15 protein-coding genes and 1 tRNA gene are annotated in these 17,633 nt (G+C 57.0%); 4 read left to right on the forward strand and 12 right to left on the reverse strand.

Annotated features, from left to right (window positions below):
- Positions 1-26: 26 nt before the first annotated feature.
- Both FNT36_RS10095 and cphA read right to left on the reverse strand, forming a co-directional pair.
- On the reverse strand, positions 27-1,841 hold the full coding sequence (locus FNT36_RS10095; protein ID WP_144847053.1) for a DUF885 domain-containing protein: 1,815 nt from the start codon (positions 1,839-1,841) through the stop codon (positions 27-29).
- Positions 1,842-1,855: 14 nt separating this feature from the next.
- Complete coding sequence (gene cphA / locus FNT36_RS10100; protein WP_144847055.1) at positions 1,856-4,522, reverse strand: cyanophycin synthetase; 2,667 nt, start codon at positions 4,520-4,522, stop codon at positions 1,856-1,858.
- Positions 4,523-4,751: 229 nt separating this feature from the next.
- Between cphA and FNT36_RS10105 the strand changes: the two genes are divergently transcribed.
- Positions 4,752-5,897, forward strand: a complete 1,146-nt coding sequence (locus FNT36_RS10105; RefSeq protein WP_233635820.1) for an acyltransferase family protein — start codon at positions 4,752-4,754, stop codon at positions 5,895-5,897.
- Between the two features lie 77 nt (positions 5,898-5,974).
- Here FNT36_RS10105 and FNT36_RS10110 read toward each other — a convergent pair.
- From FNT36_RS10110 to FNT36_RS10120, 3 genes are all read right to left on the reverse strand, one after another.
- Positions 5,975-6,045 (reverse strand) — tRNA-Cys (locus FNT36_RS10110).
- A 129-nt stretch (positions 6,046-6,174) separates the two neighbouring features.
- Positions 6,175-8,070, reverse strand: coding sequence for a 30S ribosomal protein S1 (gene rpsA, locus FNT36_RS10115; protein WP_144847059.1), 1,896 nt, complete (start codon positions 8,068-8,070; stop codon positions 6,175-6,177).
- Between the two features lie 19 nt (positions 8,071-8,089).
- Entirely contained in the window at positions 8,090-8,632 is a 543-nt protein-coding gene (locus FNT36_RS10120) for a hypothetical protein (protein WP_233635821.1), read from the reverse strand.
- 143 nt (positions 8,633-8,775) lie between these two features.
- Between FNT36_RS10120 and gpmA the strand changes: the two genes are divergently transcribed.
- Positions 8,776-9,465 (forward strand): 2,3-diphosphoglycerate-dependent phosphoglycerate mutase, encoded by a 690-nt coding sequence (gene gpmA / locus FNT36_RS10125; protein ID WP_144847061.1) that lies wholly within the window; start codon positions 8,776-8,778, stop codon positions 9,463-9,465.
- A gap of 20 nt (positions 9,466-9,485) precedes the next feature.
- Here gpmA and FNT36_RS10130 read toward each other — a convergent pair whose 3' ends face one another.
- Positions 9,486-10,172, reverse strand: a complete 687-nt coding sequence (locus FNT36_RS10130) for a precorrin-2 dehydrogenase/sirohydrochlorin ferrochelatase family protein (RefSeq protein ID WP_144847063.1) — start codon at positions 10,170-10,172, stop codon at positions 9,486-9,488.
- Positions 10,173-10,243: 71 nt separating this feature from the next.
- Between FNT36_RS10130 and cobA the strand changes: the two genes are divergently transcribed.
- Positions 10,244-10,978 carry a uroporphyrinogen-III C-methyltransferase gene (cobA, locus tag FNT36_RS10135; protein ID WP_144847065.1) on the forward strand — a complete coding sequence of 245 codons (735 nt, stop codon included), beginning with the start codon at positions 10,244-10,246 and terminating at the stop codon, positions 10,976-10,978.
- On the opposite strand, the gene FNT36_RS10140 is transcribed toward cobA, so the two are convergent.
- Both FNT36_RS10140 and FNT36_RS10145 read right to left on the reverse strand, forming a co-directional pair.
- A complete protein-coding gene (locus FNT36_RS10140) occupies positions 10,975-11,574 on the reverse strand; it encodes a DUF4202 domain-containing protein (protein ID WP_144847067.1) in 600 nt (199 codons plus the stop codon). The two genes, cobA and FNT36_RS10140, sit on opposite strands and share 4 nt — an antisense overlap.
- 86 nt (positions 11,575-11,660) lie before the next feature.
- Positions 11,661-12,911 carry a DUF3298 and DUF4163 domain-containing protein gene (locus FNT36_RS10145; protein WP_144847070.1) on the reverse strand — a complete coding sequence of 417 codons (1,251 nt, stop codon included), beginning with the start codon at positions 12,909-12,911 and terminating at the stop codon, positions 11,661-11,663.
- A 179-nt stretch (positions 12,912-13,090) separates the two neighbouring features.
- Here FNT36_RS10145 and FNT36_RS10150 point away from each other — a divergent pair, with 179 nt between their 5' ends.
- Positions 13,091-14,002: an alpha/beta fold hydrolase gene (locus FNT36_RS10150; RefSeq protein ID WP_144847072.1), complete on the forward strand. Its 912-nt coding sequence runs from the start codon at positions 13,091-13,093 to the stop codon at positions 14,000-14,002.
- A 96-nt stretch (positions 14,003-14,098) separates the two neighbouring features.
- On the opposite strand, the gene FNT36_RS10155 is transcribed toward FNT36_RS10150, so the two are convergent.
- The 4 genes from FNT36_RS10155 to FNT36_RS10170 all read right to left on the reverse strand — a co-directional run bounded on the left by FNT36_RS10155 (position 14,099) and on the right by FNT36_RS10170 (position 17,550).
- On the reverse strand, positions 14,099-14,593 hold the full coding sequence (locus tag FNT36_RS10155; RefSeq protein ID WP_144847074.1) for an HNH endonuclease: 495 nt from the start codon (positions 14,591-14,593) through the stop codon (positions 14,099-14,101).
- A 118-nt stretch (positions 14,594-14,711) separates the two neighbouring features.
- Positions 14,712-15,881 (reverse strand): signal peptidase I, encoded by a 1,170-nt coding sequence (gene lepB / locus FNT36_RS10160; protein WP_144847076.1) that lies wholly within the window; start codon positions 15,879-15,881, stop codon positions 14,712-14,714.
- Positions 15,882-16,031: 150 nt separating this feature from the next.
- Positions 16,032-16,754 carry a 4-hydroxy-tetrahydrodipicolinate reductase gene (gene dapB, locus FNT36_RS10165; RefSeq protein ID WP_144847078.1) on the reverse strand — a complete coding sequence of 241 codons (723 nt, stop codon included), beginning with the start codon at positions 16,752-16,754 and terminating at the stop codon, positions 16,032-16,034.
- Between the two features lie 94 nt (positions 16,755-16,848).
- A complete protein-coding gene (locus tag FNT36_RS10170) occupies positions 16,849-17,550 on the reverse strand; it encodes a DUF5683 domain-containing protein (protein ID WP_144847080.1) in 702 nt (233 codons plus the stop codon).
- Between the last annotated feature and the right edge of the window lie 83 nt (positions 17,551-17,633).

Here is a 17,633-nt window from a genome sequence, read left to right on the forward strand (position 1 = left end):
GCTTTCGAGTAAATGGTTACAACTCGTTACTTCACACTTGCCGCCCAGGCGTCCATTTTCTTTTCGAGCACGGCTAATGGCATCGAGCCATCTTTCAGTAGCTCATCATGAAAGTCACTGAGCTTGAACTTACTGCCGAGCTGCTTCTCGTACTTGGTGCGCAGCTCCCGAATCTTGAGCTGCCCAATTTTATACCCTAGGGCTTGGCCCGGAATGGCCATGTAGCGCTCAATGGCCGAGGTGGCTTCGTCGGGGCTGGTGCTCAGGTTGTCAAGCATGTAGGCAATTGCTTGCTCGCGCGTCATCTGGCGCGAGTGCAGGCCAGTGTCCACGACGAGGCGCACGGCACGCAGCATTTCATCGCCCATGGCGCCCATGCGCTGGTAGGGGTCTTTGTAGAGGCCTAGCTCGGTGCCTAGGCTTTCGCAATACAGCGCCCAGCCCTCCACGTAGGCGGTCTGGAAGCCAAAGCGCCGAAACTTGGGTAAGCTGGTGTTTTCCTGCGTTAGCGAAATCTGGTAATGGTGGCCCGGAATGGCTTCGTGCAAAAACAGAGATTCCATGCCCGAGGTCGTGGTAAATTTGGTAGCATCGGGAATGGGCACGTAGAAAATACCCGGCCGCGAGCCATCTGGCGAGCCCTGGTTGTACTCGGCCGACGCCGACGCCTCGCGGAATTTCTCGGTTTCGCGAATCTCAAACGGCGTTTTGGGCGTGCGCCCAAACATTGTTTTCAAATTGGGCAGCATCCGCTGGTGAATGTCCTCGAAGGCGGCTAGCACCTGCTGCTGCGTCTTGAAAGGCCGAAACTTAGGGTCGGTGTTCAGGTACTTGAAGAAAGCTTTTAGGTCGCCTTTGAAGCCAACTTCCGCCTTAATCTGCTCCATCGAAGCCCGAATGCGCGCCACCTCAGCTAGCCCAATCTGGTAGATTTCGGCCGGCGTCTTGTCGGTTGTCGTCGCGTATTTTACTTCATAGGCGTAAATCTCCTTGCCACCGTTTACCGCATCAATGCCGCTTGTGGCACGCGCCTTCGGCAGGTATTCGGTCTGCATAAACGTGCCGAGCTTTTTATACGCGGGTACCAGCTCGGTGAGGATGGCTTTTTTATAAGCCGCCGTCAGGCGGGTTTTGTCGGCATCCGAAAAGTCCTTGGGCAAGCTGGCTATCGGGCCGTAGTACAGGCTCTTGGTAGGGTCCGTCACGATGATGTCCTGGGCCGTGAGCTGCGGAATTATACGTACTACCAAGGCCCTAGGTAGCACTACGCCCGCCTTCATCCCAGTGCGGAAGTTGGCAATGGCCGAATCGGTCCAGGCTGTGAAGCCGTGTACGCGCCCCAGCCAGTTGTCGTAGTCCTGCACCGTCTTGAAGGGCTGCACGCCCTGGCCCGAGCCGTACTGCCCTAGGGTGATAGGCAGCCCGTAAAACTGGTTAGCCGGTATCATCCAGCTATTCAGCTTGAGGCCCGCCAGCCCGTGGTTCATCTCATACTGAAAGATGTCGTAGCTGATTTTATCGTTGGCATCAAGCTTCTCACGGTCAAATTTCTCCAGCCGCGTGAGGTAGCCTCGGTAAAAATTGCGCAGCGTGTCGCGGAAGGCACGCGTCTGGTTGTTGGGCAGCTGGTCGTTGTAGCGATTATCGCCGTAGGCCGTGGCATCGAGCGGAAACAGCTGCGAATTCTTTTCCCAGTAGCTGTCAAATAATGCGGAGAGGTCTTTGTCGCCGCTGGCGCTGGCCGTGGCTTCCTGGCCGCTTTTATCAGACGAGGTAGATGACTGGCAGCCCGCTAGCCACAAGGCCGCGGCGGCCACCGCCATCTGCGCGAAGTATTTCATAGAAGGAAAGAAAATTAAATCTGATAAGACAAGGCGGTGCCCGCGTCTTTCCCTAGGTTGGCCTCAAACTCATCGAGCTTCTTGAGCGTGCCGGCGATGTTCTCGGTTAGCAGCACCACCACCGAGCCTTCGGGCGCGGTTGCCAGCACGTGGTCGATGGCGTCCATCTCGTTTTCGATGTAGGTGATGGGCACTTCGGGCTTATCGAGGCGCAGGCCGCGCGTCATTATCTCTTGTAGAAACTCAGCCGACTTGCCACGTAAATCCCGGTCTTGGCGCAAGACAATCTCGTCGAAGATGCGCCCTGCCACGCGGGCAAAGCCTAGGGTGTCTTCGTCGCGCCGGTCGCCGAGGCCGCTCACCACGCCGATTTTGCGGGTGGCTGGCGTGGCTTCCATGAACTCGGCAAAGCGGGTGATGCCCGCCGTGTTGTGGGCGTAGTCCACAATGACCTCAAAGCGCGGAAACTTGTAGCTATTCATACGGCCCGGCGTCTTAGTCGCCGAGGGCACGAATGTGCGGAATGCTGTCTTAATCGCGTCCTTGTCGAAGCCTGCCAGGTAGCCCGCCAGCGCAGCGGCCAGCGCGTTTTCGATGTTGAAAGTAGCGCGGCCCCCTAGGGTCACCGGAAACTCCATGGCCCGGTCGATACGCAGCTTGTAGGAGTTCTTGTAAATCGTAACGTAGCCTTCTTCGTACACCGCCGCCACGCCGCCAGCTTCCACGTGCTCCTGAATACGCGGGTTGTTCTCGTTCATCGAGAAGTACGCCACCTTGCAATCGAGCGTGCGGCCCATGTCATAGACCAAGTCGTCGTCGGCATTGAGCACCGCCCAGCCGTGCTTGGGCACGGTGCGGGGCACCACGCTCTTCACAGCCGCCATTTCCTCTACGGTGTAGATGTCGCGCAGCCCTAGGTGGTCGGCGGCCACGTTGGTCACCACCGCGATGTCGCAGCTGTGGAAACCCAGGCCCGAGCGCAGCATGCCGCCACGCGCCGTTTCGAGCACCGCGTAGTTCACAGTGGGGTCGCGCAGCACAAACTCGGCACTCTGCCCGCCCGTGCAGTCACCCTTTTGCAGCTGCACGCCTTGGATATAAATACCGTCGGTAGTCGTGAAGCCAACCTTGTAGCCCGTGCTAGCCACTAGGTGCGCAATGAGGCGCGTGGTGGTCGTCTTGCCGTTGGTGCCCGTGATGGCAATAATCGGAATGCGCGCCGTGGAGCCAGCCGGAAAGAGCATGTCAATAACCGGCGCGGCCACGTTGCGCGGCAGCCCATCAGTAGGCGCAATGTGCATGCGGAAGCCAGGGGCCGCATTTACTTCTATCACCGCGCCGCGCGTCTCATTTAGCGGGATGGCAATATCACTGGTCAGCAAGTCGATGCCACAGATATCTAGCCCTATAATGCCCGCCACGCGCTCGGCCAGCAGCAGGTTATAGGGATGAATGAGGTCGGTCACGTCGGTAGCCGTGCCACCGGTGCTGATGTTAGCGGTGCTCTTGAGGTATAGCGTTTCGCCGGCCGGCAGCACCGACTCTAGGGTCAGTTCCTTGCCCTTCAAGATATCTAGCGTGTGCTGGTCGGCCTTGATAGACGTAAGCACTTTTTCGTGTCCCACACCACGGCGTGGGTCCTCATTTACCTTATCAATGAGTTGCTGAATGGTGCGCTCCCCATCGCCGGTCACGGCGGCGGGCGTGCGCTTGGCCGCCGCGATGAGCTTGCCATTCACCACCAGCAGGCGGTAGTCGTCGCCCTGCACATACTGCTCCACTATCACGGCACGTGAGTAGGCCTTAGCCGCTTTCAGGCCTTCTACTGCATCTTCCCAGTTGGTGATGCGAATGGTAGCGCCCTTGCCGTGGTTACCGTCGAGCGGCTTGGTCACGATGGGGAAACCTAATTCTTCAATAGCGTCGCGTAGGCCATCTTCCGAGTACACCGTGGTGCCGCGGGGCACGGGCACGCCACCATCGGCTAGCATGGCCTTAGTGCGGTTCTTATTGCCGGCTACCTCCACGCTCGCGTGCGAGGTCAGGTTGGTGGTCGTAGCCCAGATGCGCCGCTGGTTTACGCCGTAGCCGAGCTGAATGATGTTGCTGTTCTTGAGCTGGATGTACGGAATGTTGCGCGAGGCCGCCTCAGCCACGATGCTCCAAGTGCTGGGCCCGAAAAACTCCTCTTCCCGAATGTCGTGCAGTTCGTCAATAACCGGTTTTAGGTCAAAGGCTTCGCCCTTGGCCACAGCCTCTACTAGCTCCACGGCGGCCTGGGCGGCGTAGCGGCCGGCCCGTTCTTCCTGATAGGCAAATACCACGTATTCCACGCCATCTTCGCGGGCCGGGTAGCTTTTGCCCCAAAACACGGGCATGCCAGCCTGGCGCTGCAGCTCCAGCGCTACATGCTGAATAACGTGCCCTAGGGGCTCGCCATCGGCTAGCTGCTCCTGGGTAAGAGGTGGGTGCTTGGCTAGCTGCTTACTGGAGTGGCGGCCCGGCGCATGTGGCTGGCCGAGTTGGGGCAGCAGGGCAGTGAGGCGCTCGGCAAAACCATCGAGGGTGTTGCTCCACTCACCGGCAAGCTCTCCCAAATCAACTTTACACACAATCAATCGGAAGTGCTTCACCGACCAGTAGCTCGGGCCGCGCATCGTGCGCAGGTCAATAATCTTCATATAAGCAAGTCAGAGGTAAGCTGCCGGCCGGGCCAGCGGATTGGCAATGTAGGCACCATGCGGTGATGGCGCGCCGTATACGCAAAAAGTGCGATGAATAGGCACCAGTAGCTATCGTAGCGACGATACCACCCTGGGAAGCATAAAAGTAAGCTGCTCAAGAGTGCTGAGCCAGGCGGCTGTATTTTGGGGCACCTAATTAGTTTTGATGTTGCCTACAACTACTTGCTTGCCTGCAGCTACTGCAGCGAAGCCTTATTTTCCAGCATTAACTGGCCTACGTGCCATAGCTGCTTGGCTGATATTCTTTTATCATACCAACCCATTTGCTCCAGATGGGCTAGCTGACCGCATCGTCAGTGAGTTTCACGTGGGTGTTACCCTCTTTTTTGTGCTTAGCGGCTTTCTAATTTGTGTGCGCTACGGCGGCCAAATTGAACTGTCCTGGCGGTGGTTTCGTGAGTACGTGCTTCGACGTTTTGCTCGCATCTATCCACTCTATTTTCTACTTACCTGTCTGTTTTTCACGGTTCAGCAACTAGTGCCGCGGTACGATACCGAAGGGTTGTACACGATATCTAGTGCCTCCGGCAGAGTTTTGATAATCGGTATGAACCTAACACTGCTACGAAGCTGGTTTGCAGATTTTCGGTTTACTGGTATTAGTACCGGGTGGACCCTGACGGTGGAAGAGTTCTTTTATCTAGTGGCTCCGTTTCTGGTACTAGGCCTAGCGCATAGGCTCGCTCGCCTGCCACTGTATACCGTGGGATTGGTAGCTATCGGCTGCGGTCTAGTTGCGTTGCCTACCTCTTGGCATCCGTTTGGGTTTTTTATCGGTTACAAATACATGATGTCCGCTACCTTCTTCGGGCGTTGCTTTGAATTTCTAGGCGGTATAACCTTGGGTCTGTTAGTGCTGCGAAATGCGGCCGTTTTAAGTTGGCTTGCCAAGCGTATCTCTTGCACAACCTGGGGCATTATATGGGTGGCGACCTGCATTGGGCTGCTGCTGACAATGCGCGCACTACCCGCGCTAGTGCACACACTGCCTTGGGGCCCTGATTTTACCGACTGGGTCCGTATTTTCTTAAATAACGTGTTGCTTGTGCCAGGTATATGCCTAGTGCTTTATGGCCTGATACATGAGCCAAGTAGGCTGCGCGGCCTACTCGGCAGCCGCATGTTTGACTTATTTGGTAAGGCTAGCTATGCTCTTTATCTGATTCACATCGGTGTTATCGATGAGTTTCTCAAATTTCATATCACCACCAACTTATTAGCAAGATTTATTATCGCCAATATCCTTGCTATTGCGCTTTACAAGGGCATCGAGCGCCCGTTGTACAGGAGGCTAGTGCCTCGTAGGTCCTAGGTGCTATCGTAGGGCACGAGATAAAAAACAAACCCCCAAGAAGCAGCTAGCTTCTTGGGGGTTTGGGTGTTTGGTTGAGGTAACGGGCGGATTCGAACCGCCGTAGGAGGTTTTGCAGACCTCTACCTAGCCACTCGGTCACGTTACCGGCTTGGGCGGGCAAAGGTACGAAAAAAGACCACACTGCCAAAATTACCCGCCTAAATGCTGTAAATACTTACATAAAAAAAGCCCCGGCCTTTCGCCCGGGGCTTCTTATTTACCTTAATTCAAAAACTTACGAACCTTGAATTTCAGCGTTGTCGGGCGAGTTGCCAGCCAGCGGGGTGCCAGCTTCGGCGCGAGCCTTCAGGCGGTCTTCGCCAGCCTGGCGCTCGGCACCAGCAAGCTGGTCGCGCAGGGCGCTCAGGGCGTCGAGGTCACCTAGGGTGTTCTTCTCAGCCGGCTTCTTGAGGTCGCTCAGTTTGCCTTCGCCTTGGGCAGCGCCGCCAGCGGGGGCTTTCTTCGCAAACTTCGAGTTCGAAGCGCGGTTGCTCTCGTCCTCTTTGTTGTACACCGCAGTGTGCGACAGCACGATGCGACGGTCATCTTTCGAGAACTCGGTAACGCGGAAGTCGAGCGACTCGCCGTTTTCGGCGTTCGAGCCATCCTCTTTCACCAAGCCTTTGGGGTAAGCGAAGCCCTCGATGCCGTAAGGCAACTCGAGTACTGCGCCACGGTCCGACTTCTCGGTGATGGTAGCCTTGTGTACCGAGCCGGGGGTGAATACCGTCTGGAAGGTATCCCAAGGGTTTTCCTCCAGCTGCTTCACACCTAGGGCCAGGCGGCGAGCGGGCATGTCAAGCTCCAGTACTACTACGTCGAGCTTGTCGCCAACTTTAACCACCTCCGAAGGGTGCTTAATTTTCTTGGTCCACGACAGGTCCGATACGTGCACGAGGCCGTCTACACCCTCTTCCAGTTCTACGAACAGGCCGAAGTTGGTCAGGTTACGTACAGCGCCGCTGTGCTTGGTGCCTACGGCAAACTTCTCAGCGAAGTCGCCGCGGGTCCACGGGTCTTCGGTCAGTTGCTTGATGCCGAGGCTCATCTTGCGGTCTTCGCGGTCGAGGGTCAGTACTACTGCCTCTACCGTGTCGCCCTGCTTGATGAAGTCCTGCGGGTTGCGCAGGTGCTGGCTCCAGCTCATTTCCGATACGTGGATGAGGCCTTCAACGCCCGGTACCACTTCCATGAATGCGCCGTAGTCGGCTACGTTCACGATGCGGCCCTGAACACGCGAGCCAGGACCTAGGTCGGCTGGCAGCGAATCCCATGGGTGAGGCGTCAGCTGCTTCAAGCCCAGCGAAATACGCTTCTTGGCTTCGTCGAAGTCCAACACAACCACGTTGAGTTTCTGGTCGAGCTGCAGTGCTTCGCTCGGGTGAGCGATGCGGCCCCACGAAATGTCCGTGATGTGCAGCAGACCATCGACACCGCCGAGGTCGATGAACACGCCGAAATTGGTCATGTTCTTGATGTTGCCTTCCAGAATCTGACCTTTTTCGAGGTTGTTCAGGATGGCTTCGCGCTGCTGCTCGAGGTCCTTCTCGATGAGGACTTTGTGCGATACAACCACGTTGTCGAAAGCGGCGTTGATTTTCACCACTTTCACTTCCATGCGGCGACCAACATAAATGTCGAAGTCGCGGATGGGTTTCACGTCAATCTGCGAGCCGGGGAGGAAGGCTTCAACGCCATCCATCTCCATGATGAGGCCGCCTTTGGTGCGGCGCTTCACCACGCCTTCCAGCACGGTATCATTCTCCAGAGCCGCGTAAATAGCGTTCCAGGCCTGCTTGATTTTAGCTTTCTTACGGCTCAGGATGAGCTGGCCGTTTGCATCCTCCTGGTCTTCGATGAATACGTCAACCTCGTCGCCCACTTTGAGCTCAGGCAGGTCACGGAATTCGCTCAGTGGCACGAGGCCATCCGATTTGAAGCCGATGTTCAGGATAACATCGCGGTCGGTGATACCTACCACGGTGCCTTTAATTACCTCTTCCTCCTGTACGGTGGTGAGGGTGTCGCCGTAAAGCTTTTCCAGCTCGGCGCGCTGCTCGGGGTTGTAGTTACCACCAAAGCCGCTGGCTCCGACATTGTCCCAGTCGAAATCGTCAACCAATTCTGCCATGTACTAGCAGGTTCCTAAGCTACTGAACGCCACACCGGAACCTAGAGTGGAGCGCATTTTGAGTGGGTTCCGGAAGAAAAACCTTCCGACCTGCCGCCTTGACAGGGCCGCAAAGGTACGGATTTTCAGTGAGTTTAGCAAGTGGGCAAGCAGATTCTAAACGGGGCAAGATTCGCTCAGTCTCAAGGCTAAGCTGCCAATCGGAGTGGTCTTGTGGTGGAGTATCGATATCAATGACGTGCTCAGCCAAAAAGGGCACTTCTGCTCCTAGGCGGAGATAGAAAGCATCTTCAAAGTCTAAGCAGGCTGGTTGATTATCCAGGATGCCGATATAGGTATCACCTATCTTCTCTTTAACGATAACCCACATGCGCTCTCCTACTACATCTATTTCTCCCTCATTATCAACTTCAATGTCAAATAGTAACCTTGCCGCTTGCCCCCGCGCTATAGTCTGCCTTGCTTCCAAGGCAGGAATCCAGAACGTGTCGCCATACTTGGCATGAGACGCTTCAGCAGAGCGCAATTCCCAATAGTCAGTTTGTATTGTTGGTTTTCGCATAAGATAGCCATACTGGCCACAGTGGATAATAGGAGTGTCGTCTGCAAAAGAAGGGATTATCAGGCTGTGAAGTAGCAGCCTCACCACCTGTTCACTGGGGTAGCCGTATTTGCTACTGCTTTACTCGTTTTAAGCATAGCAATATGGAAAAACTCGTGCTTATCCGCCACGGCGAAAGCCAGTGGAATCTCGAAAACCGCTTCACTGGCTGGGCCGATGTGGACCTAACCGATACTGGCCGCCAGCAGGCGCGGCAAGCGGGGCAGATTCTGAAAAAGAACGGCTACACCTTCGACCAAGGCTTTACGTCGGTGCTGCGGCGGGCCATCAAAACGCTTGACTACGTGCTTGATGAGATGGACTGCATGTGGATTCCGATTCAGAAGTCGTGGCGGCTCAATGAGCGCTTCTACGGCGCGCTGCAAGGACTAAACAAAGCCGAAACCGCCGAAAAGTACGGAGCCGACCAGGTGCAGCTATGGCGGCGCGACCCGCACGCCCTGCCGCCAGCCGTCACGCGCGAAGACCCACGTTTTCCGGGTCACGATATTCGGTATAAGCACTTGACCGACCGCGAATTGCCACTAACCGAAAACTTGAGCTCGACCATGGAGCGGGTAATGCCGTTCTGGACCGAGCGCATTGTGCGGGCCATGCGCCACCAGCAGAAGGTAGTGGTGGCAGCTCACGGCAACAGCCTGCGGGCGCTGGTGCAGTACATCGATAACCTTACGGATGAGGAAGTGACCAAGCTGGAAATTCCGACCGGCGTACCGTTGGTGTACGAACTCGATGACAACTTGAACCGCATCAGGCACTATTACTTAACCTAGGGCAGGTGGCGGCACTTAGGTTACTCGGGGCGGCGGGTGAGTCGGCTGACGAGCAGCGCCCCAGCGGCCAGCAGCGAGCCGGTAGCCACGCGCCGCCAGCGCTTGGTAGCCGGCGACTCATACGCTTTGCCGCCCGCCAGCTCGGCCGTTACGGCATTGAGCGACTTTACTTTATTGGCAAAGTCGCCGGCTAGGCGGCCCCGGATAACGGTCATCTGCGCCAATACTTCATCGAGCTCTTCAGGCAGCGTTTCTTCGAGCACGGCGCGCAGGCGCTTGCCCACAGTGGGCGACTTGCCATTGGTAGACACGGCCACTTTGAGCTGGCCCTTCACGACGACCGACGATAAATAAAAATCGCACAGGTCTGGCGTGTCGGCCACGTTCACGAGCAGGCGGCGCGGGCGGGCGGCGGCCACAATGGTGCGGTGCAGCCCGGGGTCGTCGGTGGCGGCAAACACGATATCGTGCGCGTCTAGGTCGGCTTCGGTGTAGGCGCGCTCCACTAGCTGCACACGGGGGTGCCGGGCAGCAAGCTCCCGCAACTCATCTAGCATGGTGATGCTAACCACAGTTACGGCCGTTTCGGGGCTGTTGCGCAGGATGGCGGTGAGCTTTTCTAGGCCCACGTTGCCGCCCCCCACGAGCAGTACGCATAGGTTTTCGAGCTTCAAAAAGGCCGGAAAAAGAGGATTTTGGTCGGACATACTATAGAAAGCGGCCAACCAAAAAGCGGATAGTCGCTGTTGACGTAGTTCTTTGCGCCACTTTTTGTTTCATGGCTCGCTCCCAAATTATTCCTGAGTTGTACGTAGTAGGCGCCGGTCCCGGCGACCCCGAGCTGCTGACGCTCAAAGCCTACCGCATTCTGCAAACGGCCAATGTGGTGCTCTACGACAATCTTGCCAACCAAGAATTGTTAACGCTGGTGCCTACTGCCTGTGAGTGCATCTACGTGGGTAAAAAGCCTTATGGTGAGTACACCCCCCAGGAGGTTATTCACGCCTTAATCAAAGAGAAGGCGCTGACTAAAGGCCGCGTTATCCGCTTAAAGGGAGGCGACCCATTCATTTTCGGCCGGGGCTTTGAGGAGATGCTGTTTGCTCGTAGCCACGGTATTGCAGCGCACTACGTGCCGGGTATTTCAAGCATGCAAGCTGTGGGCTTCGAAGATATTCCGCTGACGCACCGCATCGTGAGCGAGGGCTTCTGGGTATTGACTGGCACTAAAAAAGACGGTTCACTGTCGGCTGACCTGCGCCTGGCCATGCAAAGCAATGCAACGGTAGTTATCTACATGGGCATGAAAAAACTGCCTCAGATAGCGGCGACTTATGCACAAGAAGGCCGCGGCGCTACGCCCGCCGCTGTGGTCATGCACGCTTCGCTGCCGCAGCGCAAAATGGTGGCCGGGCCCGTACAAGACCTGCCAGACTTGGTAGCAGCGGCGGGCATTACGTATCCGGCTATCATTTTTATCGGCGATGTCGTAGCTATTGAGCGAAACGGCTAGGCCATTCCTAGGGCCTTGGTTATTAACGCATGCGCTTCGGGTGAGAAGGGCAGCTGTAAGGCTAGCGCATGGCCGCGCTCGGTCATCTTAGGCCATGTTTTCTGCACTATCTCCATCACCTTGTCTTCGGGATGCTGTGCGGCGAAGGGTAAAAAATAGTACTCTAGAAATACTAGGCAGATAACATCTTCGAGCAACTGTACTTCTGGGTCATCTTTGAGGCGCACCTTCTGCACCAGCTGCTGCACGCGCTCAATAGGCTCGGGGCCGTAGCCGGCTTGGGCCATGAGCTGGCCGGCCAGCTCGGCATGATACTTTTTAAGCGTATTGCGCCATTGGTGGTAGCCGGGGCGCGTCATTGGAAAGTCGGCCCTAGGAATGCTCCAGCGCCGAATATGCTGGCAGCGGGCAGCCAATTGCACGGCCTCGGGTGCATTGGGGGCCACCCGAGCTAGGCACGCTGTCATACGCTGAGCATATAGCAGCTCTTTGGCAATGGGCCGGCCATCGTCGCTGTTTTCGAGGTTCGGGTCTTCGCTATTAGCAGCGTCAAATAGACGGATGGCTTCGGCGAACTGGTCGGGATTGGCAAGCATAGCAAGGATAGAGCCGGGCCGTATAGGCCTGCTTCGGAGGCCGCAAAATAGCGTCTGGTTTCGCTGGTACCGCCCTAGGGTAGTGGTTAACGGGCAGCTACGTTAGCGGCCGCTGGTAGCGGCAAGTCCTCACGGAGCAGCGGGCGCAACGATGCCAACGGCACAAAAACGTGGATTTCACCCTGGGCATAAGACGCGATTTCGTAGGGCTGGTACACGAAAACAGCGCCGCCGGCGGTCAGAAATACTTGGTGCGTGACGGGCATCTTACTCACAAAAAGCTGCTTGTCGAGCGGCTCGCCGGGCCGCAGGCCGAGTAAAGGCCGCACGGCCTGCCCAAGTAGAGAAGGCAATTGCTGGGCCGCAGTAGGCCGAAAAATATCATTGTAGCGCAGGCGGCGGCCGGTGCGCAGGTCGTAGCTGGCGGGCATCAGGCTATAGTTGCCGTGGGCGCCGCCGCTAAAGTTGTAATGGAAGAATCCTAGGCTCAGTAGATTACCTTGCTGATATAGCACATAAGTTGCGGTTTGGTCTTCATAGTTCATGCCGATGCCGAAGGGCCCAATACCGGCCGTGTCGGCCGGGGCGGGGCGGCTGTCGGTGGCATCTTGGCGGTAGTCTTGAAAGAACTGCCGCCGCTGCTGCTTGTAAAGCATAACCAGCGGCATAGTGGGTAAGCCGTCGAGCGTATCGCCGCGCAGGTCGCGCAGCATGTTGTTCTCTAAGGCGATTCGGGGCTTTTCTTCGCCACCTAGGGGCACCAGTGCCTGCACGCTAATGCGGCCCACCGGCGACTTCGCTTCCTTGGGAAAAGCAGCGGCTGAATCGGCAAAGTAGCGCACCACAAACGTGAGTGCGCCCGCGGCGGGCGCCACGGCGCGTAGGCGCACGGGCTGCCCACCCACGGTACCCGCCAAGTCGGCGCGGCCCGGCTGGCGGTGCAGGCGCCAAAAGAGATTGTCGCCGCTTGGGCCCACTGCCTTTTCGGGGCTGGAGTCGAAAAGAATAACACTATCGGGGGCAGCGCTGGGCTGGCTCATCAAAGAGTAGGGGTGGCCGTCGGAAGTGTAGTAGCTGCCATAGCTGCTGGTGCCTTGGGCTTCGCTGAAGCTGCGGGGTGCCGACACTAGGTGCAGCGTAATGCTATCGGCCTGGCCCGGCAGCAATGCTCGATACACCTGGTAAGCCGTACCTGGCGAGTTGGTTGGGGCGGCTTGGCTAGCGGCTGGTGCCTCGGCTGCCGTGTCGGCTTCGGTAGCGGTGCCGGGCTGGCTGGTTTGGGTATGGCAGGCCGCTAGGGCAAGCAGCGCCGCCAAGGCGCACAGGGAGCGTTTCATAGCACAAAGGAAGGCGGTAGGAGCCGGGCCAGCGCCCACCACCTAGGTGGCATCGTGCCAGATGCCACTAGGCTAGCTAAGCCCTACACTATAAGGTTATAAAATTATGACTTTAACAATCTATTGCGCAGGCCCTGCGTATAGCTGACCAGGTTTTTCTCATTCTACGCTTCTCCTCTATGAATCTCATCAAAGTTGGCCAAGATGCTCACGGCAAGGCCATTGAATTGCACTATTGCGACTACGGTCAAGGCGACCCCATTGTACTCATTCACGGCTGGCCGCTCAGCGCCGCTTCTTGGGAATATCAGCTGGCCGAATTGCCGCTGCACAACAAGCGCGTGGTGGCCTACGACCGCCGTGGCTTTGGCTATTCGGATAAGCCCTGGGATGGCTACGACTACGACACCTTGGCCGACGACCTGAAAGCGGTACTCGATACCCTCGACCTGCAAAATGTGACCCTAGTAGGCTTCTCGATGGGTGGCGGCGAAGTGGCCCGCTACATGAGTCGCCACAACGGTGCTCGCGTGAGCCGCGTCATGTTTGTGAGCGCCGTGACGCCCTACCTGCTCAAAACCGACGACAACCCCAACGGCGTTGATAAGTCGACCTTCGACGACATGATTGAGAACCTAGGCAAAGACCGCCCCGGTTTCCTCAGCGATTTTGGCAAAAAATTCTACGGCGCTGGCCTCATCAGCAAGCCCGTAAGCCAGGCTACTCTCGACTGGAGCCTAAGCCTGGCCCTGCCGGCCTCGCCCCGCGCCACTACGGCCTGTGTGAAGGCTTGGAGCGAAACCGACTTCCGCGGCGACCTAGCTACTATTAAAGTGCCCGCCGTTTTCATCCACGGCAGCTCCGACAAAACGGTGCCGCTCGAAAACAGTGCCGAGCAAGCTGTGAAGCTGGTGCCCAATGCCCAACTGGTAGTGTACGATGGCGAGCCCCACGGCTTGAACGTAACCGCCCAGGACCGCCTCAACCGCGATATTCTGACGTTTGTAAGTGGTCAGCCTGTGTCGGAAGACTTCAGCGAAGGTGAGACGGTAGCCGACCGTGACGATAGCGACAACCGCAGCGCTTACTAAACGCCTTGCGCCTTAATAAAAAAGCCCCTGACCTAGATAGGTCAGGGGCTTTTTTTATTGAGAGTGATGTAGTACCGTCGCACTTACCCGGGAGGGCTATCCTAGGTAAGCGTGCCAATTCTGGTCGAGGGTGCCGGCCGACAGCTTCAAGAAACCAGTAAGCGTGGGTTTCTTAGGCTGCGTGCGTAGGGGCATATTGGCCTCCGACGGTGTGCGCTGGCCCTTGGCGTGGTTACAGCGCGAGCAGGCGGCTACGAGATTGGTCCAGCCCGAGTCGCCACCGCGCGAGCGGGGCAGCACGTGGTCAAGGGTGAGATTTTTAGTCGAGCCGCAGTACTGACACTCGTACTGGTCGCGCTTAAAGATGTTGTGGCGGCTGAGCGCAATGCCCTTGTAAGGCACCCGCACATAGCGCGCCAGCCGAATGATGCTGGGCTTGGGGAAGGCCTGCGAAATCGTGCGCATCACGCCGTTTTCCGACTTGGCCACCATTTCGGCTTTATCCAGAAATAAAAGCACAAAGGCTTTCTGTACACTGCATAAGGTAATGGCGGTGTAGTCGCCATTTAGTACAAGCACTTTTTGGTCCATATACGGTAGGCGAAATTCTAGTTCGCTGCAAGCTACTAGATTTCACCCATATGAACAAGGGCCCCCCGGCGAAGATTCCACCGAGGGGCCCAGGGCCGAGTTAAATTATAGCCTACTGCTAATCAATAGTATGGAAGAGGCGATTCCAGCGCACTTTGTGCCAGAAGTCGCCGAAGGGGTCAACAGAGAGCCAAATGAGCACGGCCTTGCCTACCACGTGGTCTTCGGGCACAAAACCCCAGAAGCGCGAGTCCTCCGAATTATGGCGGTTGTCGCCCATCATCCAGTAGTAGTTCTGCTTGATGGTGTAGCTAGTTAGCGGCTTGCCATCCTGCAAAATCATACCCGTTTTAGTGTCCCACGCCACGTTTGCGTTGTGCTCGTACTGAGCTACTATCTTGTAATAGATAGCCGCGTTGCCGGGGCTAAGCGCGATGGTCTGGCCTTTCTTAGGTACTGGCAAAGGGCCGTAGGTATCGAGGTTCCAGTTACGGGGCGTGGCGCTGCGCGCCTCCGAGCCATACTTATCAGCCACGTCCGGAAACAGGCTGTTGGGCGGCAAGTCACCGTCGTACACCTCCATCGACTTCACGTAGGACTGCTTCTTGAAGTACTCGGCTACCGGCGCTGTGCAGCTGATGTAGTAGCCTAGCTTATTGGCATCGTGCATGTTGCCACTCAAAGCCGGAATGCCGTCAGGCTGGGTGTAGTCTACCACGCCTTGGTCGTGCAGGGCTTGGCGCACCTCGTCATTGGCCGAGGCTACTTCCATGAAATAGGTGGTTTGCAGCTGGCCCGCAATGGCGCCGGGCTGGCCATTGAGGTACACCTGCCCACTACGTATGGAAATGGTGTCGCCAGCTACCGCCACGCAGCGCTTGATGTAGTTGGTGCGCAAATCGGCCGGATACTGGCTTTCATGCGGCACGTGAAACACTACCACGTCGTTGCGCTTGATGCTGCTGAAGCCCGGAAAGCGGTAAGTAGGCAGCTGAATGGCATCGGAGTAGCTCTTAACATTCAGAATCGGCACCGTCTGGTGCGTCAGGGGCACTTGCAGCGGCGTCTGGGGCGTGATGGGCCCGTAGTGCAGCTTGCTCACAAACAGGTAGTCGCCTACTAGCAGCGAGTTTTCCATGCTCGGCGACGGAATGGTGTAGGCCTCAAACGTGGCCCAGCGAATGAGCGTGGCCGCGATGATGGCAAACAGCAAGGAATCAACCCATTCGCGGGATTTGCTCTTGGGCGGGGGCGGCGGGGCGGTTGGGTCTTTTTTGCGAACGAGCATGAAACAGAAAGCAAGCCGGAGCTAGCCAATAAATTATCTGGCAAATAAACAACTGCGCCTGCCATTGCGAGGAAGAACGACGAAGCAATGACACCTAGGCAACTCGTCTTCGGCTTATGGCTTTATCGTGCCTCCTCACAAGGGCGGCGTTTAGAGTCCTAGGAGGTCATTCATTCCGAAGACGCCCGGCCGGCCCGGCAGCCAGCCCGCTGCTAGTAGCGCCCCGGCTGCAAAGCCCTCGCGCGAGTGCGCTTCGTGGCGCAGCTCGATAGTGTCGGCGGTCGATACATAGCGCACCTCGTGGGTGCCCACCACTTCGCCGCGCCGCTCGCTGAGCACCGCTAGCTCATTGGGCGCTTGTGCAGGGGCATTGCGCCAAGTGTTCTTGGCCGGGAAATTGGCCAAGATGCCCTGCGCCGCCGTGAGAGCCGTGCCACTGGGCTGGTCTACCTTGTGCACGTGGTGAATTTCAGTCATCTGCACATCGTAGCCTGCCGCAAACTGGTTCATCTTGGCCGCAATGTACTCGTTGAAATGGAAGAACAGATTGACGCCCACGCTGAAATTAGAGGCGTAGAACAGCGACCCACCTAGGTCCTGGCACAGCGCCTTGGCCTCGTCGAAGTGGTGCAGCCAGCCCGTGGAGCCGCACACCACCGGCAGGCCCTGGCGCAGGCAGGCCACCACGTTAGCAAAAGCCGACTCAGGGTGGGTAAACTCGATGGCCACATCGGCCGTGGCAGGCGTAAAGTCTTCGATGCGCTGCGTCGAGGCGTGTTGGTCTACAATGCCCACTACTTCGTGGCCGTGGGCGGGGGCTAGGTCGGCTAGCGTGCGGCCCATTTTGCCGTAGCCAATCAGAACAATTCTCATAATTAGTACTTAGTGCTCAAGGCTTAGAGTGCTTAGTAAGTGGTACTTGCTATTCGATGGGGCTACCACTAAACATTAAGTACTAGGCATCAAGCTATTTCACGCGCAAAGCTACGGTAGCGCCCGCAGCGGGCAACGGCCGCCCGGGCATTGGTAGCAGCGCGGGTGTCCAATGGAGACTTAGGGTGCGACCTACATCAAAATCATGCAGATTAGCATCAACTACTGCATCTAAAATTTGCAAGCTGTAGCCCGCCGCAAATACAAGCAGCGATAAGTCGAGGTAATGGCGTGCGCCCGTTAGGCCGCTATAAATACCAGTCAGTGAGTTTTCTCGGCTAGCGCGGCTACCTAGGGCCGGGTCACGCAGGACCAGCGCATTCGAGCTGACATTGTCGTAGGCATGGAGGTATTCGAGGTAAAGCAGCCGCTGAAAATTGACCCAGTACCCTAGCCCGCCTACCATGCCGTAGACCAATGGAAGCTTCCAATATTTTTTATTATACAGTTGGCCCGCCCCCGGAATGATAGCTAAGTAGCCGGCTTTTTGGGGCCGCGTCACGCGCATGCCCAGTAAGTGCTCCGTTTTTAGCAAGGAGTCAGCCGCCGCTTTTTCGCGTTTCTGCCGCTTGGTGAGTGGGCGAGCAACCCGAGCAGTGTCCGCGGAAGTAGGCACTTGGTCGGGGCTAACTATGGCCGTAGAAGGCAGCTGTGCCTGGGCTGGTTGTGCCGCACCTACACCTAGCATTCCTAGGAGCAGAACCCATCCTCCGTATGCGTGAGAGAATAATTTCATGCAAAAGATAGGTGAAGCTACCAGAGCTAGCCGCAATGCAGCGGCCTAGCCCTGGCAACCAGACGAGAGTAGTAAAAACAACC

It is taken from the genome of Hymenobacter setariae (assembly GCF_007713685.1).
GTDB lineage: Bacteria > Bacteroidota > Bacteroidia > Cytophagales > Hymenobacteraceae > Hymenobacter > Hymenobacter setariae.